Source organism: Janthinobacterium sp. Bl 1 (assembly GCF_058215535.1).
Genome location: NZ_CM177086.1, coordinates 5,887,704 through 5,914,690 on the forward strand (window position 1 = coordinate 5,887,704; position 26,987 = coordinate 5,914,690).

Below are 26,987 nucleotides of genomic sequence, written 5' to 3' on the forward strand. Positions count from 1 at the left end.
TCCTTGCGCCCGCTCAGGCGTACAGCGGGGCGAACAAATTCTTGCACGTGCTGCTCAACTCACCATGCAGCACCATCTGCTTGGCCGCCTCGATATCGGGCGCGAAGAAACGGTCGGCGTCGAAGAACGGCACTTTCTGGCGCAACTGGTGATGCACATGCTCGAGGTGCGGCGAGGTTTTCAGCGGGCGGTGGAAATCGATGCCCTGCGCGGCGGCCAGCAGCTCGATGCCGACGATGACGGCCGTGTTATGCGCCATGTCGTCCAGGCGGCGCCCGGCGAACGTGGCCATGCTCACGTGGTCTTCCTGGTTGGCGGAAGTGGGCAGGCTGTCGACGCTGGCCGGATGGGCGAGCGACTTGTTTTCCGACGCCAGCGCGGCCGCCGTCACGTGGGCGATCATGAAGCCGGAATTGACGCCGGGGTCGCGTACGAGGAATGGCGGCAAGCCGGAAAGCGTGGCGTCGATCAGCAGCGCGATGCGGCGCTCGGCCAGCGCGCCGATTTCAGCAATCGCCAGCGCCAGCGTGTCGGCCGCAAAAGCCACCGGCTCGGCGTGGAAATTCCCGCCCGAGACGATCTCCGCCTGCCCGTTCGGGCCATCCTGGAAGATCAGCGGATTGTCCGTGACGGCATTGGCTTCGATCAGCAGGGTGCGTCCCACATTGCCGATCAAATCGAGGCAGGCGCCCATGACTTGCGGCTGGCAGCGCAGGCTGTACGGATCCTGCACGCGCTCGTCGCCTTCCAGGTGCGAGGCGCGGATGGCGCTGTGCGCCACCAACTGGCGGTACATCTGCGCGGCCAGGATCTGCCCCGGCTGCCCGCGCACGGCATGCACGCGCGCGTCGAACGGCGAATCGCTGCCCTTGGCCGCGTCGAGCGACAGCGCGCCCGTGACCATGGCCGCTTCCAGCAGGCGTTCGGCCATGAACAGGCCATGCAGCGCCAGCGCGTTCGACACTTGCGTGCCGTTGATCAGCGCCAGGCCCTCTTTCGCCGCCAGCACGACGGGCGCGATGCCCGCCTGCGCCAGCGCTTCGGGCGCCGCCATCAATTCGCCGTTGACGCGCACCTCGCCCACGCCCAGCATGGCCAGGGTCATGTGCGACAGCGGTGCCAGGTCGCCCGAGGCGCCGACGGAACCCTTGGCGGGAATGGCCGGCATGATGCCCGCGTTGTACAGCGCGATCAGGGTGTCGACGATCAGCGGGCGCACGCCGGAATAGCCGCGCGCCAGGCTGCCGATCTTCATCAGCATGATCAGGCGCACAACGGCGTCCGACAGCAGCTCGCCCGTGCCGACCGAGTGCGACAGGATCAGGTTGCGCTGCAATTGCTCGAGCTTTTCATCGGGGATGCGCGTCTTGGCCAGCAGGCCGAAACCCGTGTTGATGCCGTAGGCCGCATCGCCCTTGGCGACGATGGCTTGCACGGCGGCGGCCGACGCCTCGATGACGGGATACGCTTCGGCGGCAAGGATCAGTTTCGCAGGCGCGGCCCACACGGCGCGCAGGTCGCCCAGGGTCATCGCGCCCGGTTTCAGGGTCCAACTTTTGGAGTGCTGTGTCATGTTTGCTTTCACTTCGTATTAAGCATCGGCAGGTTCAGATTGTTACGCTTGGCGCAGGCGGCCGCTGTTTCGTAGCCGGCATCGGCATGGCGCATCACGCCCGAGCCGCTGTCATTGACCAGCACTCTAGCCAGGCGTTTCGCCGCGCTTCACGTGCCATCGGCCACGATGACCATGCCCGCATGCTGAGAATACCCCATTCCCACGCCGCCGCCATGGTGCAGCGAGACCCAGGTGGCGCCGCCGGCCGTGTTCAGCATGGCGTTCAGCAGCGGCCAGTCGGAGACGGCGTCCGTGCCATCCTTCATGCTTTCCGTTTCGCGGTTCGGGCTGGCGACGGAACCCGTATCGAGGTGGTCGCGGCCGATGACGATGGGGGCCTTCAGCTCGCCCGTGCGCACCATCTCGTTGAAGGCCAGGCCGGCGATGTGGCGTTCGCCCAGCCCCAGCCAGCAGATGCGCGCCGGCAGGCCCTGGAAGGCGATGCGCTCGCGTGCCATGTCCAGCCAGTGGTGCACCTGCTTGTGGTGCGGGAACAGCTCCTTGATCTTCGCATCCGTTTTATAGATGTCTTCCGGGTCACCCGACAGGGCCACCCAGCGGAACGGCCCGCGCCCTTCGCAAAATTGCGGGCGGATGTAGGCGGGCACGAAGCCGGGGAAGTCGAACGCGTTCTGCACGCCCTGGTCGAACGCCACCTGGCGGATGTTGTTGCCATAGTCGACCGTGTGCACGCCCATGGCGTGGAAATCGAGCATCGCCTGCACATGGGCGGCGCAGGAATCGGCGGCGGCCACCGTCAGGCGCGCATGGCGCTGCGGGTCCTGCTGCGCCGCTTTCCAGTCCGATACGCTCCAGCCGCGCGGCAGGTAGCCGTTGACCAGGTCATGCGCGGACGTCTGGTCCGTCACCAGGTCCGGCACCAGGCCGCCCGCTTTCGCGCGGCGCACCAGTTCCGGCAGCACTTCGGCCGCGTTGCCCAGCAGGCCTATGGAAATCGCTTCCTTGCGTTCCGTGTGATATTTGACCAATTCCAGCGCTTCATCCAGGCTGGCCGCCTGCTTGTCCAGGTAGCGTGTGCGCAAACGGAAGTCGATGCTGCTTTGCTGGCATTCGATATTGAGCGAGACGGCGCCCGCCATCGTGGCGGCCAGCGGCTGTGCGCCGCCCATGCCGCCCAGGCCCGCCGTCAGGATCCAGCGCCCGCCCCAGTCGCCGCCGAAATGCTGGCGGCCCGCCTCGGCGAAGGTTTCATACGTGCCCTGCACGATGCCCTGCGTGCCGATGTAGATCCAGCTGCCGGCCGTCATCTGGCCGTACATGAACAGGCCCTGGCGATCGAGTTCGTTGAAGTGTTCCCAGTTGGCCCATTTCGGCACCAGGTTGGAATTGGCGATCAGCACGCGCGGCGCGTCCGCGTGGGTCTGGAACACGCCCACCGGCTTGCCGGACTGGATCAACAAGGTCTGGTCGTCTTCCAGTTCGCGCAAGGAGGCGAGGATCTGGTCGAAGCAGGCCCAGTTGCGGGCCGCGCGGCCGATGCCGCCGTAGACGACCAGATGCTGCGGATTTTCCGCCACTTCCGGGTCCAGATTATTTTGCAACATGCGGTAGGCCGCTTCGGCCTGCCAACTCTTGCAAGCCATGACCGTGCCGCGCGGGGCGCGGATGGTACGGCTGGCATCAAAGCGTGGATCGGTGTCCATTGTGCTGTTCATGCTGTCTCCTCGTAGGGTGCGAGCGGACATGCGTGGTCCGCTCTGGTGCTCCCAGCATAGGTTGTCTATACAACCAAGTCAACAGGTTTTCTTTGGGGTCAGACCCGGCGGGTCTGACCCCAGCCTTTATTTTTTCTCGTACACGCGCTTGCCCGCCACCCACGTCTGCAGCACCTGCGTCTTGCCAATCGCGGTTGGCGCCACGGTGAACAGGTCCTGGTCGACGACGATGAAATCCGCCCATTTGCCCGCTTCCAGGGTGCCGATGACCTTTTCCTGGTGCGCCGCCCAGGCCGCGTCCAAGGTAAAGCAGCGCAGCGCTTCCGTCACCGTCATAGCTTGCTGCGGGTACCAGCCGCCGGCCGGGAAACCCTCGCTGTTCTGCCGCGTGACGGCCGCGTGGATACCCTCGAACGGGTTCGGCGACTCGATGGGAAAGTCGGAGCCGCAGGCGATGCGCGAACCCTGTTTGAGGAAGGTGCGCCACGCATACGCGCCCTTGATGCGTTCGTGCCCCACGCGCTGCTCCGCCATGTTCTGGTCCGAGGTGGCGTGCGTCGGCTGCATCGACGGCACGATGCCCAGCGCCTTGAAACGGGGGATGTCGCTCAATTGCACCACCTGCGCGTGTTCCATGCGGTGGCGCAGACCCACGCTGCGGTATTGCGCGGTCAAGGCTGCATAGCCGTCGAGGATTTGATGGTTGCCCGCGTCGCCGATGGCGTGCACGTTCACCTGATAGCCGGCGCGCATGGCTTTGTCCATCTTCGCGCGCATGGCGGCGTCCGGATAGAACAGCAGGCCGCGGGTAGAAGGATCGTCGCTGTACGGCGCCAGCAAGGCCGCGCCGCGGCTGCCCAGGGCGCCGTCGGACAGCAATTTGACGGCGCGCAAGGCGTACATGTCGCGCGCATAGCTGGTCAAGGGACCGTTTTTCGCCAGCGCGTCGAAGTCTTCCGTCGTGTCGGCAATCATGCCGTACACGCGCACCGTCAGCTTGCCGTGGTCCGCATAGTCGCGGAACAGCCGGTCCTGCATCTGGCCGATGCCCGCATCGTGCACGCTGGTCAGGCCCACTTGCGACAACTGCGCCAGCGCACCATCGAGGGCGGCGCGGTTTTCCACGTCGCCCGGCTTGGGCAGCACGGCGTCCATCAAGTCCATGGCACTGTCGACCAGCACGCCGGTGGCATTGCCATCCGCGTCGCGAACGATCTTGCCGCCCGCCGGGTCTGGTGTGGCGCGCGTGATGCCGGCCAGCGCCAGCGCGCGGCTGTTGGCCCAGCCCGCGTGGCCATCGACCCGGCGCAGCCACACGGGCCGCGCACTTTCCGCCGCATCGAGTTCCGCCGCCGTGGGAAAGCGCCCCAGCTTCCAGATTTCCTGGTTCCAGCCATTGCCGACGACCCAGCTGCGTTCCGGATGTGCGCGCGCGAAGTCGCCCACGGCCTGCACGGCGGCCGGCAGCGAGGACGAACCGTACAGCATCACGCCGCTGGCGATCGTCCCCAGGCCGAACACGTGGCCATGCGCGTCGATCAGGCCCGGGAGAATCGTCTTCCCCTGCACGTCGACGTGGGTCGCGCCCTTGGCCGCCTTGCGTTTCACCTGCGCGGCGCTGCCGACGGCGAGCAGTTTTCCAGCGTCGTCAAAAGCCAATGCCGTGAAGCGCACCACCTTGCCGTTTGCATCGAGCGTGTAGCCGTTGGCGTTGTCGATGACGGTATCGGCATGAGCGTGGCGCAAGGCGCCCAGGCAGGCGAGCGTGAGCAGGGTACGGCGCAGGGGCAGGGTCGGCATTTCCATCTCCAGGTCTTTAAAGTCAATGAATGAAAAGACGAGTGTATAGAAATTGGCAAAATGGTCAAAGCGCGCGCGCCTTGCGCCCAGTCAATATCTCCCCGCCGCCGCTAGTCTACGCTGGCGTTTTGTCACGGAGTCTCCTTGGCCAGGCACCATGTCATCAGCACCACCGCGTGCGACGTGTTCTTCAAGCTCGTGGCCCACCAGAAGAAAAGCCTGGGCGCGCGCTTCGACAGCATGATCGTCACGTTCAGCGCCAACGGCCAGCCCGTGCTCGGCGCCACCCTGCGTAACGCGACAAGCGGCTGAGAACTGCACCGCCTGGCCGGCCAGCCCGACGAATGCTGGTGCTGCGGCGATGACGAACAGCTGGAATTCGTCTCAACCGCCAACGTGCCGCTGGCGCACGCCGATTACTGCCTCACCTTGAGCAATGGCGAAACGTGGACGGGGACGACGGATGCCAGGGGGTGCACGGGGCGAATTGCCAGCAAGCGCGAGGAACAGATTACCCAGGCAGAGTTCCTGCCGCACGCGAATAAATCGCCATGCTGCGCCGCCGCGCCAAAACACGCGACGCCAGCCATCAAGATCGTCCAGCTCGATGGCATCAAGACAACCGACAAAGATGTCGGCTCGTCCGTGAAACAGGTCAAAGTGAAAGACAAAGTTCGCCCGCTAACCAAGGGCGAGATTGACATGGCGTGGCTGCTGTTCCAGGATGCGATCGACTACGGCAAGGTCAAGGTGCATGCGGAGCCGTATCTATGGTTTGGCTTGCAGCCGAAGGATGTGGCCATGACGCCGGATGGGGAGATTTATTTTCATCCATCGGACTACATGGAGGACTTTTCCAAAGAAAACGATAGTCAGAAACACTGGTTTATGCACGAAATGGTTCATGTTTGGCAGTATCAACTCGGATATCAAATAAAACTGCGGGGAGCCATTCGATTGGGGCTGGACTACAAATACACCTTGCTCCCCAATCAAAAATTATCCAGCCATGACATGGAAGCGCAAGGTGATTTATTGGCGGACTACTTTGTGCTGAGGTTTTTAACTTCCACTCGCGCCATGCGCCAACAGCGCTATAAAAACTCCGGAGAACTGTTTAAAAAGGTACTCAATGATTTTTTTAACGACCGTAAGAGCCCGAAAAACTTGCCTGGCAACGATATTGACCATGAGCCTATATTCGATATTCCCTGACACATGGGCATATTCCCGTATGGCAGAAGCAGTTATCCAGTCGGCGCAGGGCATACCCTGCTTCTCGATTACAAAAAAGGAAGAGGCGCGCAATGGCCTACCATTTCTTGGCGCACTCATGGTTTCAGACATGTCCGTGCAACCAGTAAAAGAAGTATGGGGATTCTCCATGCCTCCAGACATGCCGCTACCCATCCGCGCCAGCATATGTATCCGCTATGGAAAGGTGCCTACCGGCGCGACGGGTATACGCGCTGAAAAACTGATACCCGGGCATTTTTATCATGTCTTCCTGAATGGCAGCCCCAAAGATCCGTCCGATCCAACCTATGGTTATCAAGGAAAATTCTGCGTGAGAGCTACGGCGGATGGCGGCCAGCAAGTCATCCCCATCAACAGCGACATGCAGGCCTGGATCGATAAAGTCTGCCCATCCAATCCCTAACAACTTCAGGGCTTGAGAGGCACCACTTGAGCCGCCTCTTCCTCCCCTCGCTTCGCCGGCGCCCTGAACCACTCTTCCGGCGGCACCACCTGCGACTCTTTCGGGTCATCTATGTAGTGCGGCGAGGTAATCTGCACGTCGAACTCGTTGAAGACGTCGATGATGTTCTGGTGCAAGCGGTTCAGCACTTCGGCGCGCTGGCGGGGGACTTCGGCGCTGGCGTAGGCGACGAGGCGGTATTGCACATAATAGTCTTGCAGGGCCAGCTGCATCACGTACGGTTTCGGCGAAGTGGACAGTTCCGGCGTGCGCGAGGCCGCCAGTTCCAGCATGGCGTGCACCTGGCGCCACGGCGTCGCGTAGCCGATGGTGACGGTGGAGTCGAGCACGAAGCCGCCGCCGGGCTGGGCGCGCGAATAGTTCTTTGTCGTTTGCGACATCACCCACGCGTTCGGCAAGGCAACTTCCTCGCCCAGGCCCGTGCGCAAGCGCGTCTCGAACATGCCCACGTCGACCACCGTGCCCTCGCTGTCGCCCACGCGCACATATTCTCCCTTGCGCAGAGCGCGCGTGTACATCAGGATCAGGCCGCTGGCGCCCTGGCCCACGATGCTCGACGCGCCGATCGACACCATCAGGCCGACCAGCACGGACAGGCCCTGGAAGGCGGCCGTGTGCGAGCCGGGTAGATACGGATACGCCATGGCCAGCGCGAACAGCCAGATCACCACGCTGGCGATGCGGCGCGTTGGCAGGGCCGTGTCCTTGTCCAGCCAGCCGATTTGCAGTTCGCCGCTTTCCACGCGCTTGAACAGCGAGGCGGCCGTGGCGGCGATCAGGCGCGCGATGGCAAAGATCACGCACACCAGCACCAGCCCCGGCAAGGCGCCGATGATGGCGTGGAAGACGTCGGCGGCCACGTCGAGCAGATAGCCGCTCAGGCTTTCGCCCCAGGAACGCGTGTACGGCAAACGGCCCAGCACGAAGGCGGCCCACAGATAGGTCGCCATCAGGCGCAAGCCCCACAGCACGGCGCTCAGCAGCTGATACGCGAAGGCGATGTAGTGCTCGGCGTCGAGCACGCGCACGTTTTTCAGGCGCACGTCGCGCAGGCGCGAAGCCAGCAGGATGCCGCTGCGGCGCTTGGCCCAGCGGTAAAAGCGCGTCAAGCCCATCCACACGAGCCAGAATACGAGGGTGGCGGCCGCGCACACGGCGGCGGCGATGGCCAGGTAGCGCCAGCTGCTCTGCTCGCGATAGTCAAACACAGCCTTGCTCAACTCGGCGGCCGCCGTTTTCGCCACGCTTTCCGTCGTGTCGCCCGCCAGCAGGTTGACGTCGCCGGGCACGACGACGAACAGCTGCACGCCATCAAGCAGCACTTGCGTGCCTTCGGGAATCATGCGCGTGCTCGCCTGCAAGGGACCGTTTTTCGCCAGCACGCTTTCCAGACGGCGCTGCGCTCCAATGGCCCGCTCATCGGGCGGATAGCCGGCCAGCGCGGCGCGGAAGACAAATACCTTGCGATTGGCGAACATCAGCGGCGCCGTCCTGGCCGCGGCTTGCGATGGCGCCACGACGGTCCCGGCCTCCGCAACGAGCGCGGGCACGCCATCGTCCGCATGGGCTGCGGGCAGCAGGAAAATGGTCAACAGGCACAACAGGCGGAGCAACGCGGACATGGCGGAAATGAAAGAGTGACAAGGAGTAGCCATCATGCCATGTAATCCTGGAAACTCAAGGATCACACGTACTGCTCAGCTCGCATCATGGAAAATGATGCCCAGGGTGTGGCGCAAGCCCGAACGCAGGCGCGACACGCCGTGGCGCATGTTGACGCGGTAAGTGCCGCGCGTGCCGTTCACGGGGCGCAGCGCAACGGGAAAGAGGACGGCGTCGCCCTGCGCCAGCGGCACGACCTCGGCGCGCGACTGCATGCGCGGGCGCTGCTCCGTCAGCACGAACTCGCCGCCCGTGAAATCGTCTTGCGGGCGCGACAGCAGCACGGCCAGCTGCAGCGGAAACACGTGCTCGCCATACAGGTCCTGGTGCAAACAGTTGTAATCGCCTTCGCGGTAGCGCAGCAGCAGAGGCGTGGGCCGGGTTTGCCCGGCCGCATGGCAGCGCGCGAGGAAATCGGCGTGGCTGGCTGGAAAGCGCGTCCCGATGCCCATGGCGGCGTGCCAGCGGTTGGCAATCGCCGCCAAGGGGGAATACAAGCCCGTGCGCAAGGCAGCCACGATATCGGGCAGCGGATGCGCCCAATACTGGTACTCGCCCTGTCCAAAGCCATGGCGCTGCATCACGACCTTGCTGCGAAAGCGCGACGCGTCGTCGTACTGGGCCGCCAGCGCCGCGCACTGCGCGGGATCGAGCAAGCCCGGCACGACGGCGCAGCCATGCGCATTCAGCTCATCTTCGATCCGCTGCCAATCGAGCGCCCTCACCGCTCGCCCTCGCGCTCGAGCAGCGCCTGCTTGCGCTCCACGCCCCAGCGGTAGCCGGACAAGGCGCCATCGTTGCGCACCACCCGGTGGCAGGGGATGGCGACGGCCAGCGCATTGGCCGCGCAGGCACCGGCCACGGCGCGCGCGCCTTGCGGGGCGCCGATGCGCCGCGCCAGCTCGGCATAGCTGATCGTGCTGCCGGCGGGAATCTCGCGCAAGGCTTGCCACACGCGCTGCTGAAACACCGTGCCGCGCACGTCGAGCGGCAAGTCCAGGCCGATAGCTGGCGCCTCGACCAGGCCGACCACCTGCGCCACCGTCTGTTCATAGTCGGTTTCCGCGCCGCGCAGTTCGGCTTGCGGAAAGCGGTCCTGCAAGTCGCGCAGCAGCACTTCCGGGTCGTCATCAATAAGAATCGCGCAAATGCCCTTGTCCGTGCTGGCCACGAGGATGGCGCCCAGCGAGCAGGCGCCGATGGCAAAACGGATCACGGCGCCGCTGCCGCCGGCGCGAAACGCACCCGGCGTCATGCCCAGCAAGCCCGGCGTTGCCGCATACAGGCGGCCGCTGGAATTGAAGCCGGCCGCATACAAGGTTTCCGTGACGTTTGCCGCGCCCTGCAAGCCGGCTTTCAGGCGCTCGCCGCGCCGCGCCGCCGCGTACGCTTTCGGCGTGATGCCCGTGTGCGCCTTGAAGACGCGGTGGAAGTGAAAGCGGCTCATGCCGGCGGCCTGTGCCAGGCTATCGAGGTCAGGCAACTCGTCGCTGGCGTCGATCAGGCGGCAGATGTCGGCCACGATGGCCGCCTGGCGCTGGGCCAGCGGCGGCAAATTCGGCTTGCAGCGCAGGCAGGGACGAAAGCCGGCCGCCTCCGCTTGTTCGCAACTGGCGTGGAAAGCCACGTTGCGGCGCAAGGCGGGACGCGCGGCGCAGGAAGGCCGGCAATACACGCCCGTCGTGCGCACCGAGTAATAAAAGACGCCGTCGGCATCAAGCGCGCGCCGCTGCAGGGCATCCCAGCGTTCATCGTCAGTCAGGTAAGCGTGTTCCATGGCGAACTCCGTGCAAGTCAATATTAAGAGCCTATCCCGGTAGATGAATACATCCCCTACTGGGATAGGCTCCAAGTCACCAGCATAGCCAGCACCCGCGCGCGCCACACTCCGGCGCTTGCTTTTGAATTCAAAAAAGGCTGGCGGCAGGCATCGTGCTCGGTGCTAAAATCGGCCATCGCGCCTCCAGCCGGCGGCGCGCCCTGCCCGCGCCTCGGAGAAACCGCATTGGACGATCACAATACACAAGAAAATACGCCCATTTTCCAGCGCATCAAGGATTTTCTGCTGGCCGGCATCGCCGCCGGACGCTGGAAGGAAGGCGACGTGATTCCATCCGAGCAAGCCCTCGTAAAACAATTCGGCGTCTCGCGCATGACGGTCAACCGCGCCGTGCGCGAACTGACGAGCGAACAGGTGCTGACCCGGCGCCAGGGTTCCGGCACTTATGTCGCGCAGCAAAAATACCAGGCGACCTTGTTGGAAATCAAGAGTATCGCCGATGAAGTGCGCGCGCGCGGCCATATCCACCGCAGCAGCTTGCAATTGCTGGAACGCACCAAGGCGTCCGACTTGCTGGCCAAGCAATTCGGCCTGCCGCCCGAGCACCCGCTGTTCCACTCGCTGATCGTGCATTTTGAAAACGGCGTGCCGATCCAGGTGGAAGACCGCTGGGTCAATCCCGAGTGCGCGCCCGACTACATGACGCAGGATTTTTCCAGCATCACGCCGAACGAATACCTGATGGCGGCCGCGCCCCTGCAAGGCGCCACCTACAGCATCGAAGCGCTGTCGGCGCCGCGCGACATCGCCGAAATGCTGGCCATCGACACCAAACAGTCATGCCTGGTGCTGCGCCGCCAGACGCGCTCGGGCGGCAAGATCGCCTCGATCGCCACCATGTGGCATCCCGGACACCGCTATCAGTTCGCCGGCAGTTTCACTTAAGGTCATACAACGCTATTCCGTAGCACGATTTCGCGCCAACTTTCTCTCAGATTCTCACCAAATCGCGAAAAAAACAGCCATTCCGGGGCAAAAAAAATCCCGTTTTGGCCGTTTCTGAACTTAACTACTGCGAGCAAATATTCGATGCTATAGTTGCCGCCAGAAAGCGCCGCAGGCGTTTATTTGAGCGCGCATCATGCACTGTCAGCCCAGTTCCATCATGCCCCAGAAAGGGATGCATTTGTCGTATTGCAGCCACACGAGTTTCAGCGCATCACGCCCCCGGCGCCCTGCGCTGCACCGGCTCGCTCATACGATGCTGGCGGCAGGCATGGCGCTTTCGTTGCCGGTGCAGGCGGCGGTACACGGCATGGCGCCAACAGTACTGTGGCCGTACGCTGCCGCCAGCGCCACCGCCCTGGCGGGAGTGGCTTGCTGGCAAGCATGGCGGCTGCGGCAACAGTTGCGCCGCCTGCTCCTGCCCGCGCACGCCCTGGCCGAACAGGATGCGGGGCAAGCCTTGCGCGGCGCGGCCCTGGCTGGCTGGACCTGGCGGCGCCAGTCCGGGCGGCTGCAGTTCGCGCCCCAGTACCAGGACGTGCTGGGCGACAAGAGCGCCAAGCTCGACCATACACTGGACGAGTGGCTGGCCGAAGTGCACCGCGACGACCGCGCGCGCCTGAGCCTGGCATTTCGCCAGCATCTGGATGGCCAGGCACCCGGCACTTTCAATTGCGAATTCCGTTTGCGCCACAGCGACGGCCACTGGCGCTGGCTGCTGGCGCGCGGCGCCGTGCTGACACGCGCCTCGGATGGCGCCGCCACGCAGGCCAGCGGCATCATCTGCGATATCAGCGAACGCAAGCAGGACGAGCAATCGCGCATGCGCTCGATGCTGGAAGCGGCGCCCGAAGCCATGCTGGTGGCCGACGTCGAGGGCAAGGTGCATTACGCCAACCAGATCGGCGCGCGCTGCTTCGGCTATCCGCTGGCCGAATTGACGGGCATGTCGCTGGAGCAATTGGTACCGGAAAGCACGACCAGCCATTCCGTGGGCGACCCGCAAGCGCGGCACAGCCTGCCGGGCCGGGTGATGATGGCGCGCCGCCGCGACGGCACGCATTTTCCTGCCAAGGTCAGCCTGTCGCCGCTGCGCATGGCCGGGCAAGTGTTTTCCATTGTCTCGCTGCGCGACATGACGCAGCGGCAACGTGCCGAAGAAGCGCTGCACGCGAGTTCGGAACGCTACCGCCTGATCGTGCAGACGGCCGCCGAAGGCATCTGGATGACGGGTGCGGACGGCAAGACCACCTTCGTCAACCCGAAGATGGCGCACATGCTCGGCTACACGGTGCAGGAAATGCTCGGCCGTCCCCTGCTCGACTTCATGGACCGCGACAGCCAGCTGCTGATGCAGCGCCGCCTGGCCAGCCACGGCAGCTTCGCCAGCCAGCCTGACCAGGTCGATTTCCGCTTCTTCCGCAAGGATCAGTCCAGCCTGTGGGGCTTGCTGTCGAGCACCAGCATCCAGTCGGACAACGGCGAACCGGGCGGTACCCTGGCGATGATCACCGACATCACGGAACGGCGCCAGGCGTCGATCGCGCTGTCGAACTCGAGCCAGCGCATGGCGTCCGTCTTCGGCGCCGTGACGAATGGCCTCGTGGTGCAGGATAGCCACGGCCACATCCTGGAAAGCAACGCCGCCGCCGAACGCATGCTGGCGGCCAGTCCTGCCGGCAACAGCCTGTGGCAAGCCATCCACGAGGACGGTTCCCCCTTCGACCAGCGCAGCCATCCCGTGCACATCACCCTGTCGACGGGTGTCGCCATGCGCGACGTGCTGATGGGCGTACAGCAGCCGGACGGCAGCCTGTCGTGGCTGTCCGTAAATACCGAGGCCATCCGCGATGAATACGGCAAGGTGGGCATGGTGGTGGCCAGCCTGACGGACATCACGTATCACAAGCGCAGCGAAAGCGCCTTGCGCGAACTCAATGAACATCTGGAAGAGCGCGTGGCACAGCGCACCGAACAGCTCGACCAGGCCAAGCAGGTGGCCGAAGAAGCGAGCCTGGCAAAGGGACAATTCCTGGCCAATATGAGCCATGAAATCCGCACGCCGATGAATGGCGTGATCGGCATGGCGTATCTGGCCCTGAAAACCGACCTGGAACCGCGCCAGCGCGATTACCTTGAAAAAATCCGTTTTGCCGGAGAACACTTGCTGGGCATCATAGACGACATCCTCGACATCTCGAAAATCGAGGCGGGCAAGCTGGAGATCGAGCGCGTCAACTTCAGTTTCGACCACGTCGTGCAAACCCTGATGACGGTGGTGGCGCCGCGCGCCGCCGGCAAGAATCTGGAACTGCTGTTTGAAATCGACCCGCAATTGCCGGCCGTGCTCGTGGGCGACCCGCTGCGCCTGGGGCAAGTGCTGATCAACTACGCCAATAACGCCATCAAGTTCAGTGAACAGGGCAGCATTACCGTGAAAGTGCGCAAGGTCGTGGCGGACGCGAAACACTGCCTGGTGCGCTTTGAAGTGTGCGACCACGGCATCGGCCTGTCGCAGGATGAAATGAGCAAGCTTTTCCAGTCCTTCCAGCAGGCGGACACGTCCACCACGCGCGAATATGGCGGCACGGGCCTGGGCCTGGCCATCTGCAAGCAGCTGGCGCAGCTGATGGGCGGCGACGTCGGTGTCGACAGCCGTCCCGGCGCCGGCAGCACCTTCTGGTTCACGGCCAACCTGGGCATTTCCGACCAGGCGGCGCCGGCCATGCTCGACAGCATGGTGCAGACGGCGGCCGCCATGCGCGCCAGCGCCGACGCGGCCCTGGTGATGCGCACGCTCAAGCATGCGCGCATCCTGCTGGTGGAAGACAATACGTTCAACCAGCAAGTGGCGCTGGAATTGCTGGAAGAAGCGGGCGCTTCCGTCTGCCTGGCCAACAATGGCGAAGAAGCGCTCGATTTGCTGCGCCAGACGCAGTTCGACTGCGTGCTGATGGACGTGCAAATGCCGCTGATGGATGGCTTGCAAGCGACGCGCCACATCCGCGCCGACCCGCAGCTGGCGCATTTGCGCGTGCTGGCCATGACGGCCACGGCCACCAGCGAAGACCGCGTGCGCTGCCTGGACGCGGGCATGGACGATTTCATTTCCAAGCCCATCCAGCCGGCCATGATGTACCAGACCATCGCCAGCTGGCTGCCGGCCCGCGAGACACCGCCGCCACCGGCGCGCAGCCGCGCCGCGCCCGCCTTCAAGACCACCCTGGCCGGCGACCCGCAGGTGATCGACCTGTCCATCCTGGCAAAGTTGCTGGGTTACAACCCGGAAAAGGTGCGCAAGTTCGCCTTCAAGTTCCTGCAGACCACGCAGGATGGCTTTGGCGACATCGATGCGGCCCTGGCGCGCGGCGACGTGCACCAGGTGCGCGAACTGGGGCACCGCATCAAATCGTCGGCGCGCACCGTGGGCGCCCTGGGATTGGCCGAGCTGTGCCACAACCTGGAAACCCTGGCGCCGGGCGAACCGGCCGACGAGGCGGAGCGGGCACGGCGCATCGTCGCGCGCCTGTGGCCCCTGCTGGAACAGATTACCGAACAAATCATGAATAACACCAGCTTTGCCAATGACGATTAGCTACCGCCAAATGACGCTATGGCAAGGTATCGGCATCGACAGCGATGCATATCAACAGAAAGACATGACGATGAACACTGCACCAAACCAAACAAGCGGGGAACACAATGAAGCAGGCCTGGCGCCGTTGCGCGTGCTGCTGCTGGACGACGACGTTTTCATGCTCGACGTGCTCAGCGACATGCTCGAGCAAATGGGCCCGTTCGACATCCGCTGCGAGTCGCACAGCGAACAGGCGCTGTCGACCCTGAAGCAGCACCAGCCCGACCTGCTGATCTGCGACCTGTCCATGCCCGATATCGACGGCATCGAATTCTTGCGCATGGCGGCTGAAAACGGCTTCCGCGGCGGCGTGGTCCTGCTGTCGGGCCTGCATTCGGCCGTGCGCCTGGCGGCCGAGCGCCTGGCCATGGCCAACGGCCTGCATATATTGGGCACCTTCCGCAAGCCGATGGAAAGCGCGGAATTGCAGCTGATGGTGAACTTACAACTGCAACACACGGCGCGTCAAGCCAACGCGCAAGCCTGATCTCAAGGCCAGGCCGAAGGGGCGGGCACGGCGCTGCAGGCCAGCAGGCATGCGGCTTTGCCGCCCTGCAGGCGCCTGCAGGAGCGATATGCTGGCGATATGCCTCAACTTTTTCTGCAATAATCGCCACGCTTTGAAAAAATGGGTTATTATTTCAGCCATCCCCGCCTGCATACCTCTGGTCGCACCTTCCAAGAACATTGAATTTGTGCCCATTGTCCCCATCTTCTAACTGCATTCCAGGAAGCATGGATGGCGAACCAGCGTATGGTTAATTCCAGGCATTATTGATCCCACCCTCATTTGAGGAAAATATGAGCGAAAATATCAAACACATTAGCGATGCATCTTTTGAAGCAGACGTCCTGCAATCCGAGTTGCCAGTACTGGTCGACTTCTGGGCAGAATGGTGCGGTCCCTGCAAGGCCATCGCCCCGATCCTGGAAGAAGTGGCCAAGGAATACGCCGGCCGCATCCAGATCGCCAAGATGGACGTGGACGCCAACCAGGCAGTACCTGCCAAGTTCGGCATCCGCGGCATCCCGACCCTGATCCTGTTCAAGGATGGTGTTGCAGCTGCTCAAAAAGTAGGCGCCATGGCCAAGGGCCAGTTGACCGCTTTCGTCGACAGCAACATTTAATGTATGATGGGCAGCGCTGCGCCCGCAGCGCCGCCTGACTGAACAACCGGGAAGCGGCTTTGCCCTCATTCGTGCACAGCCTTCCCCAATAATTAATCAACGCCACGCAGTCCCCTCCCCTACCTTTACATCCCGTCTCGGGACACTCAACACATATGCATTTATCCGAACTAAAGGCCCTACACGTATCCGCCCTGCTTGAGATGGCGATCGGTCTTGACATTGACAACGCAGCCCGCTTGCGCAAACAGGAGCTGATGTTCGCTATCCTGAAAAAACGCGCCAAGTCCGGCGAACAGATTTTTGGCGATGGCGCCCTGGAAGTGCTGCCTGACGGCTTCGGCTTCCTGCGCTCGCCCGACGCCAGCTACATGGCGTCCACCGACGACATTTACATCTCCCCTTCGCAAATCCGCCGCTTCAATCTGCACACCGGCGATTCGATCGAAGGCGAGGTACGGACCCCGAAAGATGGCGAACGCTATTTCGCATTGGTCAAAGTCGACAAGGTCAATGGCGAATCGCCGGAGATGTCGAAACACCGCATCCTGTTTGAAAACCTGACGCCGCTGCACCCGAACGAGCCGCTGCGCCTGGAACGTGAAATGAATGGCCAGGAAAACATCACCGGCCGCATCATCGACCTGATCGCCCCGATCGGCAAAGGCCAGCGTGGCTTGCTGGTGGCGTCGCCGAAATCCGGTAAATCCGTGATCCTGCAGCACATCGCGCATGCGATCACGGCAAATCACCCGGACATCACCCTGATCGTGCTGCTGATCGACGAACGTCCGGAAGAAGTTACCGAGATGCAACGTTCCGTGCGCGGCGAAGTCGTCGCCTCGACCTTCGACGAGCCGGCCACGCGCCACGTGCAAGTGGCCGAGATGGTGCTGGAAAAAGCCAAGCGCCTGGTCGAAATGAAAAAAGACGTGGTCATCCTGCTCGACTCGATCACCCGTCTGGCCCGCGCCTACAACACCGTCATCCCTGCCTCGGGCAAGGTCCTGACCGGCGGTGTCGACGCGAACGCGCTGCAACGTCCAAAGCGCTTCTTCGGCGCCGCGCGCAATATCGAAGAAGGCGGCTCGCTGACCATCATCGCCACGGCGCTGATCGAAACGGGTTCGCGCATGGATGACGTGATCTTTGAAGAATTCAAGGGTACCGGCAACATGGAAGTGCATCTGGAACGTCGTCTCGCCGAGAAACGCGTCTACCCGGCAATCAACCTGAACAAATCGGGCACCCGTCGCGAAGAACTGCTGATCAAGCCGAACGAACTGCAAAAAATCTGGATCCTGCGCAAGTTGCTGTATTCGATGGACGAGATCGAGGCGATGGAGTTCATTCTGGACAAGATGAAGGCGACCAAAAACAACGCCGAATTCTTCGACATGATGCGCCGGGGGGGATAAACCTACTGCGCGGCCACATTTGCGATCTCCGTTGCTCACCGTACTTTTGTGCGGTTGCGCTACTCGATCGCAACTGCGGCCTGCTCGCTACGGTTTCTCCCTCCCCGGTGGCAACATGCTGCCACCAAAGACGTAGGTCGGATTAGTGGGGCCGCCGGAGGCCGCGCAGGRGCGGTGGTCCGTTGTCGGTTACGCCACTCCGACCGGACGCGATCATGCAAAGCCGCTCTTCGGGCGGCTTTTTTATTGCCGCCAACCCGAAAGCGCTATATAATCGACGGTTGCATTATTTTAAACCCTGGCAAGTGATCGGCAATCGGGTCAAGAAGCAAGACGACCGACGAAGTGCTGTTTGGCTACCTACTTAGAGAGAATCCCATGAAAGTCGATACCCATCCAGAATACCGCGAAGTTGTTTTCCACGATCTGTCGTGCGATTTCAAATTCGTTACCCGCTCGACCATCCAAACCCGCGAAAAAATCACCCACGACGGTAAAGAATACCCACTGGTGAAGATCGAGGTTTCGGCTGAATCGCACCCATTCTTCACGGGCAAGCACAAAATCGTCGATACCGCCGGTCGCGTCGAGAAGTTCCGTCAGAAGTTCGGTTCGGTTGGTTCGAAAACCGCAGTCGCAGCAGGCTAATTTTTGCCGCTTTGCGGCAAAAAAGGGCAGCTTCGGCTACCAGAGAAAAGGCAGCCACGGCTGCCTTTTTTGTCTTTGGCCGCTTTACTTTATACTCGCGCATACCCGACGCCATTCGTCGCGTCTTGCCACTATTCTGATACAACTATCGATGAAGCCAGTCCGCCTTCCCGCCGCTGCCACACTCGCGCTGCCACGATGGGCCTTGTTTGCGCTCGGCCTGCTGTACATCCTGCCTGGCCTGATCGGCCGCGAACCGTGGAAGAACGATGATGCCGCCAGTTTCGGCATCATGTGGACCATAGCGCATGGCGGCCTGAACGACTGGCTGTGGCCCAATATCGCCGGCCTGTCGCAGCCCGATGAAGGCCCGCTGGCCTTCTGGCTGGGCGCCATCTTCATCAAGCTGTTCGGCTGGATCGACGGCGACGTCTTCGGCGCGCGCATGTCGACCATCGGCATCTTCGTCGTCAGCACCCTGTCCGTCTGGTACACGGCCTTCAACCTGGGCCGCCGCAACGACGCCCAGCCGCTACGCCTGGCCTTCGGCGGCCAGCCCGAGCCGGACGACTTCGGCCGCACCCTGGCCGATGCCGCCGTCCTCATCTACCTGGGCTGCCTGGGCTTGCTGCAGCACAGCCACGACATCACGGCCGAAGCGCTGTACGTGTCCCTGATGGCGTATTTGCTGTACCGCGCCGTGCGCTACGTGGAAGGCCCGTCCGTGCGCAATGCGGCCCTGCTGGGCCTGGCGCTGGGCGGCCTGACCCTCGCGCGCGGCTGGATCACGCCGGCGGCGCTGAGCATCTCCCTGCTGCTGTGCACCGTCTTCCTGCGCCTGCCACTGCTGCGCAGCGTGCGCCACCTGGCGCTGGCCATCGTGATCGGCGCCGCGCTGACCCTCGTCTGGCTGCTGCCGGGCGAATGGCTGCGTCCTTACGGCCATTCGCCGCTGCAAGCGTGGATGGAATGGAATTGGCGCCAGCTCAGCGCTCCGAGCCTGATCAGCGTGCAGTATTTCTTGCGTGTCGGCATCTGGTTCTTCTGGCCCGCCTGGCCTTTCGCCGCCTGGGCCGTATATGCCTGGCGCCGCCAGCACCACGTGCTGCACATCGTCGTGCCGCTGACCTTTGTCGCCATGCTGGCCATCCTGGGCCTGTGCCATCCCGATCCCGACCCGAGCCAGCTGCTGCCGCTGCTGCCGCCGCTGGCCGTGATGGCCGCGTTCGGCTTGCTGACCATGAAACGGGGCGCCATCAACGCCATCGACTGGTTCTCCGTGATGGTGCTGACCATCTGTGCCCTCGCGCTGTGGCTGTTCTGGTTCGCCATCCTGACGGGCTGGCCGCCGAAACTGTCGCATAATGCATTGAAACTCATGCCCGGCTTCAAGCCCGAGCTGGACTTGCTGGCCTTCTTCGTCGCCGCCTGCGCCAGCGCGGGCTGGGTGGCGCTGGTGCACTGGCGCATCTCGCGCCAGCCGGCCGTGCTGTGGCGCGCCGTGGTGCTGTCGTCCGGCGGCCTGATCCTGATCTGGGTACTGATCATGACCTTGTTCCTGCCGCCGCTGAACTACAGCAAGAGCTACGCCAGCGTGGCGCACCAGATTTCCGTCCACCTGCCGCCAGGCAGCAAGTGCATCAACAGCAACGTCGGCGCCGCCCAGCGCGCCTCGTTCGCCTACTTCGGCCACCTGCCGTTTGCCAGCGTAGGGCAGCAGGAATGCGATGTGTTCTTGTTACAAGACAGCATCAAGGTTCCCGACAACAAGGAAAAGCTGCCCGAGCATCACGGCGCGGACTGGATCAAGCTGTGGGAAGGGCGCCGCCCCACGGATGACGTGGAACGTTTCCGCCTGTACCAGCGCGTCAGGTAAGCAGCAAAAAAAAACCGGGCCAGCCCGGTTTTTTTATGTCCGCCAGACAATTGCTACCCGCAGGAAAAGTGTTGCCTTAAAATATAGTTAATTACCTAAATTGAACTAGAATTGCTTTTTATATTATAATAGCGGACTGCGCGATGGCGGTGTCTTGCTTTCCCGCCCTAATCGTCCCCAATTTACTATGAGATTGTCCATGAAATTATTTGCTACCCGCACCTTGCCGCTCATCAGCGCCGCCCTGTTCGCTTTCTCCTTCAGCGCGTCGGCCCAGGCCACCGTGGTTGACCTTGGCGTCGCCAATGGCTACTCGGCTTTCATCTTCGGCAACATCGGCAGCAGCGGCGCCAGCGGCTTTACCAGCGTCGGTGGCAGCATCGCCGCTGGCGGCAATATCTACCTCAACAACTACAACGTTGGCACGAACAAAAAGCCAGGCAACGCCGTCAATTCCGTCGTTGCTGGCGGCAACCTGAACACGGGCTGGGGCACGCTCGGCGGCTCGGCCGTGTACGGCGTCAGCAACCCCAACGCCACCCTGACGGCGCCACAATGGTTCCCAACCAACAACATCAGCAAAGGCAACGCATCCACCCTGGACTTCGCCGGCGCCAAGCAGCAATTGACGACCCTGTCGGGTGACGTGGCCAAGCTGCAATCGAACGGCACCGTGATCTCGCAATACGGCAACATGACCCTGGTGGGCAATGTCAACGCCGACGTGAATATTTTCAACATCGATGCGTCGAACCTGCATAACCTGACCCTGGACCTGTCCTCGCTGAAAAGCACGGCCAGCATCATCATCAACGGCACGGCCAGCAACATCACCATGAGCGGCGGCTTCGACAATTTCGCCAGCTTCGCCAACCGCACGCTGTTCAACTTCGCCAACGCCACCACCACCAGCCTGAACAACGTCGGCATCAACGGCAGCATCCTGGCGCCGAACAGCGCATTCTCCGGTTCGGGCGACATGAACGGCACCCTGATCGCCAATTCGGTCAGCTCGATCAATTATGGCCACGTCGCGATGAACGGCGCCGGCTTCAACACGGTCAACGTGTCGGCCGTGCCGGAACCAGGCACCTACGCCATGTTGCTGGCCGGCCTGGGTTTGCTGGCCTTCATGCGCCGCCGCACGCCAGCGCGCGCACCGCAAGCCGCGATGGCCTGAGCTTTACGCTGAATCAATAAAAAACACCGGGCCGCGCGAGCGTCCCGGTGTTTTTTTATGCACTGGCGAAAACCCTATTCCGTGCTCAAGCCCAAATCCGTCGCCACCTGCTTGCGCAAGACATATTTCTGGATCTTGCCCGTCACCGTCATGGGAAATTCCTCGACGAAACGCACATAGCGGGGAATCTTGTAATAAGCGATCTGCCCATCGCAGAAGGCGCGGATGTCGTCGCTGGTGGCCTGCGTGCCGGGCCGCAAGATGATGCAGGCGCATAACTCTTCGCCATACTTGGCATCGGGCACGCCCACGCATTGCACGTCGAGCACGCTCGGATGGCGGTACAGGAATTCCTCGACTTCGCGCGGGTAGATGTTTTCGCCGCCGCGTATCACCATGTCCTTCGAACGGCCGACGATGCTGCAAAAGCCGTTGGCGTCGATCACGGCCAGGTCGCCCGTGTGCATCCAGCGCGCCGCGTCGATGGCCTCGCTGGTTTTTTCCGGATCGCCCCAGTAGCCCTGCATCACGGAATAGCCGCGCGTGAGCAATTCGCCCTTCTCGCCGCGCGGCACGATCCGGCCTTCCGCATCGATGATTTTCACTTCCAGGTGCGGGTGGACCCGGCCGATGGACGATACGCGCATTTCGCGCGGGTCCTCGATCGACGTCTGGAAGCTGACGGGCGACGTTTCCGTCATGCCATACGCAATCGTGATCTCGGCCATGTGCATCAATTCGATGACCCGCGTCATGACTTCCATCGGGCATGGCGAACCGGCCATGATGCCGGTACGCAAGTTCGACAGATCGTATTGCTTGAAGTCGGGATGATCGAGGATGGCGATGAACATGGTCGGCACGCCATGCAAGCCCGTGCAGCGCTCCGCTTGCACGGTTTCCAGCACGGCTTTCGGATCGAAGCCTTCGCCGGGAAACACCATGGCCGCGCCATGCGTGACGCAGGCCAGGTTGCCCAGCACCATGCCGAAGCAGTGGTACAGGGGCACGGGTATGCACAAGCGGTCCTGTTCGGTGAGGCGCATGGCTTCGCCAATGAAAAAGCCGTTGTTCAGGATATTGTGATGCGTCAAGGTGGCGCCTTTCGGCGCGCCCGTGGTGCCGGACGTGAACTGAATGTTGACGGCGTCGTCAAACTGCAAGCCAGCGCTCACTTCTTCCAGATGCGCCAGGTCGGTATCCGTGATGCCCTCCATCAGGGCGTCGAAGTTGTGCATGCCCGGCGTGGCGGCCGCGCCCAGGCGGATGACGTGGCGCAATTGCGGCAGGCGCGGCGATTGCAGGGCGCCGGCGCGCGAACGGGCGATTTCCGGCACCACGTCTTGCACGATGGCCAGATAGTCGCTGGACTTGAAGCTGGGCGACAGGATCAGCGCGCTGCATTGCACCTTGTCGAGTACGTATTCGAGTTCCGAGCGCCGGTAGGCGGGGTTGATGTTGACCATAATCAAGCCGGCTTTCGCCGTGGCAAACTGGGTCAATACCCATTCGGCGCAATTCTGCGACCAGATGCCGACCCGGTCACCCGGCTGCAAGCCCAGTTTCAGCAAGCCGGCCGCCAGCCGGTGCACGCGCTGCTGGAATTCAAGATACGTCCAGCGCACGTTCTGGTGCGCCACGATCAGGGCGTCGTGCTGGCCATAGCGGGCGGCGATGCCGTCCAGATAAGCACCGATGGTTTCGCCGATCAACGGCGTCTCGTGGGCGCCGTGTACATAACTGATTGCTTGCATGCTGTCTCCGGGTTGGGTGGCGCGGCGCGCTCTTGTTATCGTCTTCGATGCAGAAAATTATAGCCGCAACCGCCCCCGCCCTGCGTCAGCTTGCTGTAATGTGCAGGCCAGCACATCCGACACTCACGGCACCATGACAGGCAACACCGAGCACACGCCCGAACAGGGCTTCATCCTGACCCGCCACTGGCGCGACACGAGCGCCGGCACGGAAGTCGATTTCTGGCTGGCAACGGATGCCGGGCCCCGCCACGTGCGCCTGCCTGTGCAGACGGCCGTCGCCTTCCTTCCCATGGAGCAGCAGGAACAGGCACAACAGCTGCTGCGCGGCGAGCGCCATGCGGAGCTGCGGCCCCTGTCGCTGTGCGATTTCCACCACCGTCCCGTACTGGGCCTGTACTGCAAGCAATACCGGCATTTGCTGAAGCTGGAAAAGCAGCTGCGCGCGCACGGCGTCGACGTGTACGAAGCCGACATCCGTCCACCCGAGCGCTACCTGATGGAGCGTTTCATCACGGCGCCGGTCACGTTCAGCGGAGAAACGGAAGTGCAGCTGAAACCGGCGCCCGGCTACCGCCCCACATTAAAACTGGTATCGCTCGACATTGAAACGACGGCCCATGGCGAGCTGTATTCGCTGGCCCTGGAAGGCTGCGGCCAGCGCCAGGTGTACATGCTGGGGCCGCCAAACGGCGGCGATGACGCCCTGGACTTCGACCTCGAATACTGCGACACGCGCGCACAGATCCTCGAGCGCCTGAACACGTGGATGGAGCGCCACGATCCCGACGCCATCATCGGCTGGAACCTGGTGCAGTTCGACTTGCGCGTGCTGCGCCAACACGCCGAGCGCTACCAGGTACCATTGAAACTGGGACGCGGCGGTGCCGTGATGGAATGGCGCGAACACGGCGGCAAGCAGGAACACTATTTTGCGGCCGCTGCGGGACGGTTGATCATTGACGGCATCGAAGCCTTGAAATCGGCGACATGGAATTTTTCCTCGTTCAGCCTGGAAAACGTGGCGCAGACGCTGCTGGGCGAAGGCAAGTCCATCGACAATCCCTACCAGCGCATGGCCGAGATCGACCGGCGCTTCCGCGAAGACAAACCGGCGCTGGCCCGCTACAACCTCAAGGATTGCGAGCTGGTCACGCGCATCTTCGCCAAGACCGAGCTGCTGACCTTCTTGCTGGAACGGGCCAGCGTGACGGGCCTGGCGGCCGACCGCAGCGGCGGCTCCGTGGCCGCCTTCGAACATCTGTACTTGCCGCTGATGCACCGGCAGGGTTATGTGGCGCCCAACCTGGGCGATGTCTCCGGCGAAAACAGCCCCGGCGGCTTCGTCATGGATTCGCAGTCGGGCCTGTACGATTCCGTGCTCGTGCTCGACTACAAAAGCCTGTACCCGTCCATCATCCGCACCTTCCTCATCGATCCCGTGGGCCTGGTGGTGGGCACCAGCGGCGATGAAGCCGATACCGTGCCCGGCTACCGGGGCGCGCAGTTTTCGCGCGTGAAACACTGCCTGCCGGCCATCGTGAAGCAGGTGTGGCAGGGGCGCGAAACGGCCAAGCGCGAGCGCAACGCGCCGCTGTCGCAAGCGTTAAAGATCATCATGAACGCATTCTATGGCGTGCTGGGATCGAGCGGCTGCCGCTTTTTCGACCCGCGCCTGGCGTCGTCGATCACCCTGCGCGGCCACGACATCATGCACCGCACGCGCGAGCTGATCACCGGGCACGGTTATCAGGTGATCTACGGCGACACGGATTCCACTTTCGTCTGGCTGAAAACGGCGCATACGGATGAAGAGGCGGGCGAGATCGGCCGCGCCCTGGTGACACACGTGAATGCGTGGTGGAATACATACTTGCGTGACGAATTTGGCCTCGAGAATGCGCTTGAGCTCGAATTCGAGACGCATTACCGGCGTTTCCTGATGCCCACCATCCGCGGCTCGGAAGAAGGCAGCAAGAAGCGCTATGCGGGCCTGGTCGGCAAACCCGATGGCAGCGAGGACATGGTCTACAAGGGCCTGGAAACCGTGCGCAGCGACTGGACGCCGCTGGCGCAGCAATTCCAGCAGGACTTGTACCGGCGCATCTTCCAGCGCGCCGCCTACCAGGACTATGTGCGCGACTACGTGGCGCGCACCGTACGCGGCGAGTTCGACGCTTTACTGGTCTACCGCAAGCGCCTGCGCCGCCCGCTCGACGATTACCAGCGCAACGTGCCACCCCACGTGCGCGCGGCGCGCACGGCCGACGCCTATAACCTGGCGCAGGGACGGCCGCTGCAATACCAGAACGGCGGCTGGATCAGCTATGTGATCACGGTGGCGGGGCCGGAACCGCTGGAAACGCAGCGCTCGCCCATCGACTATCACCATTACCTGACGCGCCAGCTGCAACCGGTGGCCGACGCCATTCTGCCCTTCCTGGGCGACGATTTTTCGCGCCTCGTGTCGGGCCAGCAGGATTTGTTTTAGATCAATTTTGCTGACCTGGGCGGCCAAGCTGAGGTAATATCGGCGCCTTCCGGGCTTATCTGACCCTGTCCGCAGGCGCTGTGCGCCGTGGCAGCGTAAAATACGCCATGGCGAAAGAATAAGAGCTGCATGCAGAAGAAGATGCCATTCCAGACGAGAATCGTTCGCAACAGAATTTTCCTCGCTGAAATGGCGCATAATTTACAACTATGTTGAACCAGCGGGCAGTCGCACCAGCCATCTGCCCTGCTAATTTTAGAATGAATTGACACCATGACCGAGATCACGTCCTTAAGAGACATCCCGCAAAAAAATATCTTCCGCAAGGGCGACACCTTTGTGCTGTTCGGCGAGCTGTTCGGCCGCGGCTATGTAAATGGCTTGCTGGACGAAGCGCGCAAGGCGGGCATGAATATCGTCGGCATGACGGTCGGCCGCCGCGATGAAAACATGGCGCTGCGCCCGCTGAACGCGGAAGAGCTGGCCGAAGCGGAAGCCAACCTGGGCGGCCGCATCATCAACGTGCCGCTGATGGCCGGTTTCGACCTCGACGCGCCAGCCGGCGAACCGACGCCGACGGCCCTGCTGGCCGACATGACCCTGAAGAGCTGGCAAGAAGACAAGCTGGACTGGGCGCAGATCGAACGCTGCCGCGAAGCCGGCATCGCCCGCTTCAGCGCTTCCGTGGCCAAAGCGATGGCCGAGCTGGACAGCCTGATTCCTGACGGCAGCAATGTGTATTTCGCCCATACCATGGCTGGCGGCATTCCGAAGGTCAAAGTCTTCCTGGCGATCGCCAACCGCATCTACAAAGGCCGCGGCGAGCGCTTCATGTCCTCGCGCGCCCTGCTCGACAGCGACCTGGGCAAGCTGATCCTGATGAACTTCGACGAAGTCACGGCCAACACCCTGCAGCACCTGATCGACGGCAGCGCCGCCATCCGCGCCCGCATCGAGCAAACGGGCGGCCAGGTGCGCTACAGCGCCTACGGCTACCACGGCACCGAGATCCTGATCGACGGCAAGTACCAGTGGCAAACCTACAGCAACTACACGCAAGGCCTGGCGAAGATGCGCCTGGAAAACGTGGCCAAGGCCGCGTGGGACAAAGGCATCAAGGCCACCGTCTTCAACTGCCCGGAAATCCGCACGAACTCGTCCGACATTTTCGTCGGCGTGGAACTGTCACTGTTCCCGCTGCTCGACGCGCTGAAAAAAGAAGGCGGTAGCGCCTGGGCCGAAGAGCAATGGAAAATCTGCCAGGGCTTGCTGGAAGACGGCGTTTCGCTGCAAGACTTGCTCGACCGTATCGCCGCCTACAATGGCGACGCGACCAGCGTGCAATTCCGCAACTTCGCCGCCTGGCCGATGGACAACACGCCGGAACTGGCCGACGTCATGATCGGTACCTCGGACGACATCACCAAGCTGCACAAGGACCGCAAGGAACTGATCACCGACCACCTGAGCTCGCTGGTTCTGGAAGGCACGGGCCCGCTGATGTTCCACACCATGTCGGAACCGCCAGCACCGGTCGTCTGGCTCAACCACGACATCATCGCGCGTCAGCTGAACTCGGCTCACAACTGAGCTTGAT

The 26,987-nt window shown here is 62.7% G+C and carries 19 protein-coding genes and 1 pseudogene; 13 read left to right on the forward strand and 7 right to left on the reverse strand.

All coding sequences use genetic code 11. The features are described from left to right. Nucleotides 1-13: 13 nt before the first annotated feature. From hutH to AC4BCN_RS26590, 3 genes and pseudogenes are all read right to left on the reverse strand, one after another. On the reverse strand, nt 14-1,573 hold the full coding sequence (hutH, locus tag AC4BCN_RS26580; protein WP_456147804.1) for a histidine ammonia-lyase: 1,560 nt from the start codon (nt 1,571-1,573) through the stop codon (nt 14-16). Between the two features lie 8 nt (nt 1,574-1,581). Next, nucleotides 1,582-3,279: pseudogene (gene hutU / locus AC4BCN_RS26585) on the reverse strand (urocanate hydratase). A 138-nt stretch (nt 3,280-3,417) separates the two neighbouring features. Further along, on the reverse strand, nt 3,418-5,091 hold the full coding sequence (locus AC4BCN_RS26590) for an amidohydrolase (RefSeq protein WP_490492137.1): 1,674 nt from the start codon (nt 5,089-5,091) through the stop codon (nt 3,418-3,420). A gap of 144 nt (nt 5,092-5,235) precedes the next feature. Between AC4BCN_RS26590 and AC4BCN_RS26595 the strand changes: the two genes are divergently transcribed. The 3 genes from AC4BCN_RS26595 (at nt 5,236) to AC4BCN_RS26605 (ending at nt 6,751) form a co-directional block, all read left to right on the forward strand. Then, nucleotides 5,236-5,403 carry a hypothetical protein gene (locus tag AC4BCN_RS26595; protein ID WP_490492138.1) on the forward strand — a complete coding sequence of 56 codons (168 nt, stop codon included), beginning with the start codon at nt 5,236-5,238 and terminating at the stop codon, nt 5,401-5,403. 84 nt (nt 5,404-5,487) lie between these two features. Continuing rightward, nucleotides 5,488-6,306: a hypothetical protein gene (locus AC4BCN_RS26600; RefSeq protein ID WP_490492139.1), complete on the forward strand. Its 819-nt coding sequence runs from the start codon at nt 5,488-5,490 to the stop codon at nt 6,304-6,306. 19 nt (nt 6,307-6,325) lie between these two features. Further along, a complete protein-coding gene (locus AC4BCN_RS26605; RefSeq protein WP_490492140.1) occupies nt 6,326-6,751 on the forward strand; it encodes a hypothetical protein in 426 nt (141 codons plus the stop codon). A 5-nt stretch (nt 6,752-6,756) separates the two neighbouring features. On the opposite strand, the gene AC4BCN_RS26610 is transcribed toward AC4BCN_RS26605, so the two are convergent. The 3 genes from AC4BCN_RS26610 to ada all read right to left on the reverse strand — a co-directional run bounded on the left by AC4BCN_RS26610 (nt 6,757) and on the right by ada (nt 10,250). Then, the gene (locus AC4BCN_RS26610) at nt 6,757-8,433 is read right to left on the reverse strand and encodes a mechanosensitive ion channel family protein (protein ID WP_490492141.1); all 1,677 of its coding nucleotides are present in this window, start codon (nt 8,431-8,433) and stop codon (nt 6,757-6,759) included. A gap of 75 nt (nt 8,434-8,508) precedes the next feature. Next, complete coding sequence (locus AC4BCN_RS26615; RefSeq protein ID WP_490492142.1) at nt 8,509-9,198, reverse strand: 2OG-Fe(II) oxygenase; 690 nt, start codon at nt 9,196-9,198, stop codon at nt 8,509-8,511. Beyond that, the gene (gene ada, locus AC4BCN_RS26620) at nt 9,195-10,250 is read right to left on the reverse strand and encodes a bifunctional DNA-binding transcriptional regulator/O6-methylguanine-DNA methyltransferase Ada (RefSeq protein WP_490492143.1); all 1,056 of its coding nucleotides are present in this window, start codon (nt 10,248-10,250) and stop codon (nt 9,195-9,197) included. The genes AC4BCN_RS26615 and ada overlap by 4 nt, the downstream gene beginning before the upstream one ends. 228 nt (nt 10,251-10,478) lie before the next feature. Here ada and hutC point away from each other — a divergent pair, with 228 nt between their 5' ends. The 8 genes from hutC (at nt 10,479) to AC4BCN_RS26660 (ending at nt 21,145) form a co-directional block, all read left to right on the forward strand. Continuing rightward, nucleotides 10,479-11,198 (forward strand): histidine utilization transcriptional repressor HutC, encoded by a 720-nt coding sequence (gene hutC / locus AC4BCN_RS26625; RefSeq protein ID WP_490492144.1) that lies wholly within the window; start codon nt 10,479-10,481, stop codon nt 11,196-11,198. A 331-nt stretch (nt 11,199-11,529) separates the two neighbouring features. Further along, nucleotides 11,530-14,853, forward strand: a complete 3,324-nt coding sequence (locus tag AC4BCN_RS26630; RefSeq protein ID WP_490492145.1) for a PAS domain S-box protein — start codon at nt 11,530-11,532, stop codon at nt 14,851-14,853. A 70-nt stretch (nt 14,854-14,923) separates the two neighbouring features. Further along, the gene (locus AC4BCN_RS26635; protein ID WP_128143223.1) at nt 14,924-15,382 is read left to right on the forward strand and encodes a response regulator; all 459 of its coding nucleotides are present in this window, start codon (nt 14,924-14,926) and stop codon (nt 15,380-15,382) included. A 314-nt stretch (nt 15,383-15,696) separates the two neighbouring features. Further along, a complete protein-coding gene (trxA, locus tag AC4BCN_RS26640) occupies nt 15,697-16,023 on the forward strand; it encodes a thioredoxin TrxA (RefSeq protein WP_034746251.1) in 327 nt (108 codons plus the stop codon). Between the two features lie 155 nt (nt 16,024-16,178). After that, the gene (gene rho, locus AC4BCN_RS26645) at nt 16,179-17,441 is read left to right on the forward strand and encodes a transcription termination factor Rho (RefSeq protein ID WP_034746249.1); all 1,263 of its coding nucleotides are present in this window, start codon (nt 16,179-16,181) and stop codon (nt 17,439-17,441) included. A 378-nt stretch (nt 17,442-17,819) separates the two neighbouring features. Then, complete coding sequence (locus tag AC4BCN_RS26650) at nt 17,820-18,089, forward strand: type B 50S ribosomal protein L31 (protein WP_034746247.1); 270 nt, start codon at nt 17,820-17,822, stop codon at nt 18,087-18,089. Between the two features lie 151 nt (nt 18,090-18,240). Further along, nucleotides 18,241-19,965: an ArnT family glycosyltransferase gene (locus tag AC4BCN_RS26655; RefSeq protein WP_490492146.1), complete on the forward strand. Its 1,725-nt coding sequence runs from the start codon at nt 18,241-18,243 to the stop codon at nt 19,963-19,965. A 199-nt stretch (nt 19,966-20,164) separates the two neighbouring features. Next, nucleotides 20,165-21,145 (forward strand): choice-of-anchor A family protein, encoded by a 981-nt coding sequence (locus AC4BCN_RS26660; protein ID WP_490492147.1) that lies wholly within the window; start codon nt 20,165-20,167, stop codon nt 21,143-21,145. Between the two features lie 74 nt (nt 21,146-21,219). On the opposite strand, the gene AC4BCN_RS26665 is transcribed toward AC4BCN_RS26660, so the two are convergent. Next, complete coding sequence (locus AC4BCN_RS26665) at nt 21,220-22,899, reverse strand: AMP-binding protein (RefSeq protein ID WP_490492148.1); 1,680 nt, start codon at nt 22,897-22,899, stop codon at nt 21,220-21,222. A gap of 133 nt (nt 22,900-23,032) precedes the next feature. On the opposite strand from AC4BCN_RS26665, the gene AC4BCN_RS26670 reads away from it, so the two are divergent. After that, nucleotides 23,033-25,390 (forward strand): DNA polymerase II, encoded by a 2,358-nt coding sequence (locus AC4BCN_RS26670; RefSeq protein ID WP_490492149.1) that lies wholly within the window; start codon nt 23,033-23,035, stop codon nt 25,388-25,390. A gap of 273 nt (nt 25,391-25,663) precedes the next feature. After that, entirely contained in the window at nt 25,664-26,980 is a 1,317-nt protein-coding gene (locus AC4BCN_RS26675) for an enoyl ACP reductase FabMG family protein (RefSeq protein ID WP_070301095.1), read from the forward strand. Nucleotides 26,981-26,987: the final 7 nt, after the last annotated feature.

Bases quoted from the DNA above. Each gene is read 5' to 3' on its own strand.
- hutH (WP_456147804.1), bottom strand. From the start codon at position 1,573: ATGACACAGCACTCCAAAAGTTGGACCCTGAAACCGGGCGCGATGACC.
- AC4BCN_RS26590 (WP_490492137.1), bottom strand. From the start codon at position 5,091: ATGCCGACCCTGCCCCTGCGCCGTACCCTGCTCACGCTCGCCTGCCTG.
- AC4BCN_RS26605 (WP_490492140.1), top strand. From the start codon at position 6,326: ATGGCAGAAGCAGTTATCCAGTCGGCGCAGGGCATACCCTGCTTCTCG.
- AC4BCN_RS26610 (WP_490492141.1), bottom strand. From the start codon at position 8,433: ATGTCCGCGTTGCTCCGCCTGTTGTGCCTGTTGACCATTTTCCTGCTG.
- ada (WP_490492143.1), bottom strand. From the start codon at position 10,250: ATGGAACACGCTTACCTGACTGACGATGAACGCTGGGATGCCCTGCAG.
- AC4BCN_RS26630 (WP_490492145.1), top strand. From the start codon at position 11,530: ATGGCGCTTTCGTTGCCGGTGCAGGCGGCGGTACACGGCATGGCGCCA.
- AC4BCN_RS26635 (WP_128143223.1), top strand. From the start codon at position 14,924: ATGAACACTGCACCAAACCAAACAAGCGGGGAACACAATGAAGCAGGC.
- trxA (WP_034746251.1), top strand. From the start codon at position 15,697: ATGAGCGAAAATATCAAACACATTAGCGATGCATCTTTTGAAGCAGAC.
- rho (WP_034746249.1), top strand. From the start codon at position 16,179: ATGCATTTATCCGAACTAAAGGCCCTACACGTATCCGCCCTGCTTGAG.
- AC4BCN_RS26650 (WP_034746247.1), top strand. From the start codon at position 17,820: ATGAAAGTCGATACCCATCCAGAATACCGCGAAGTTGTTTTCCACGAT.
- AC4BCN_RS26655 (WP_490492146.1), top strand. From the start codon at position 18,241: ATGAAGCCAGTCCGCCTTCCCGCCGCTGCCACACTCGCGCTGCCACGA.
- AC4BCN_RS26660 (WP_490492147.1), top strand. From the start codon at position 20,165: ATGAAATTATTTGCTACCCGCACCTTGCCGCTCATCAGCGCCGCCCTG.
- AC4BCN_RS26665 (WP_490492148.1), bottom strand. From the start codon at position 22,899: ATGCAAGCAATCAGTTATGTACACGGCGCCCACGAGACGCCGTTGATC.
- AC4BCN_RS26670 (WP_490492149.1), top strand. From the start codon at position 23,033: ATGACAGGCAACACCGAGCACACGCCCGAACAGGGCTTCATCCTGACC.
- AC4BCN_RS26675 (WP_070301095.1), top strand. From the start codon at position 25,664: ATGACCGAGATCACGTCCTTAAGAGACATCCCGCAAAAAAATATCTTC.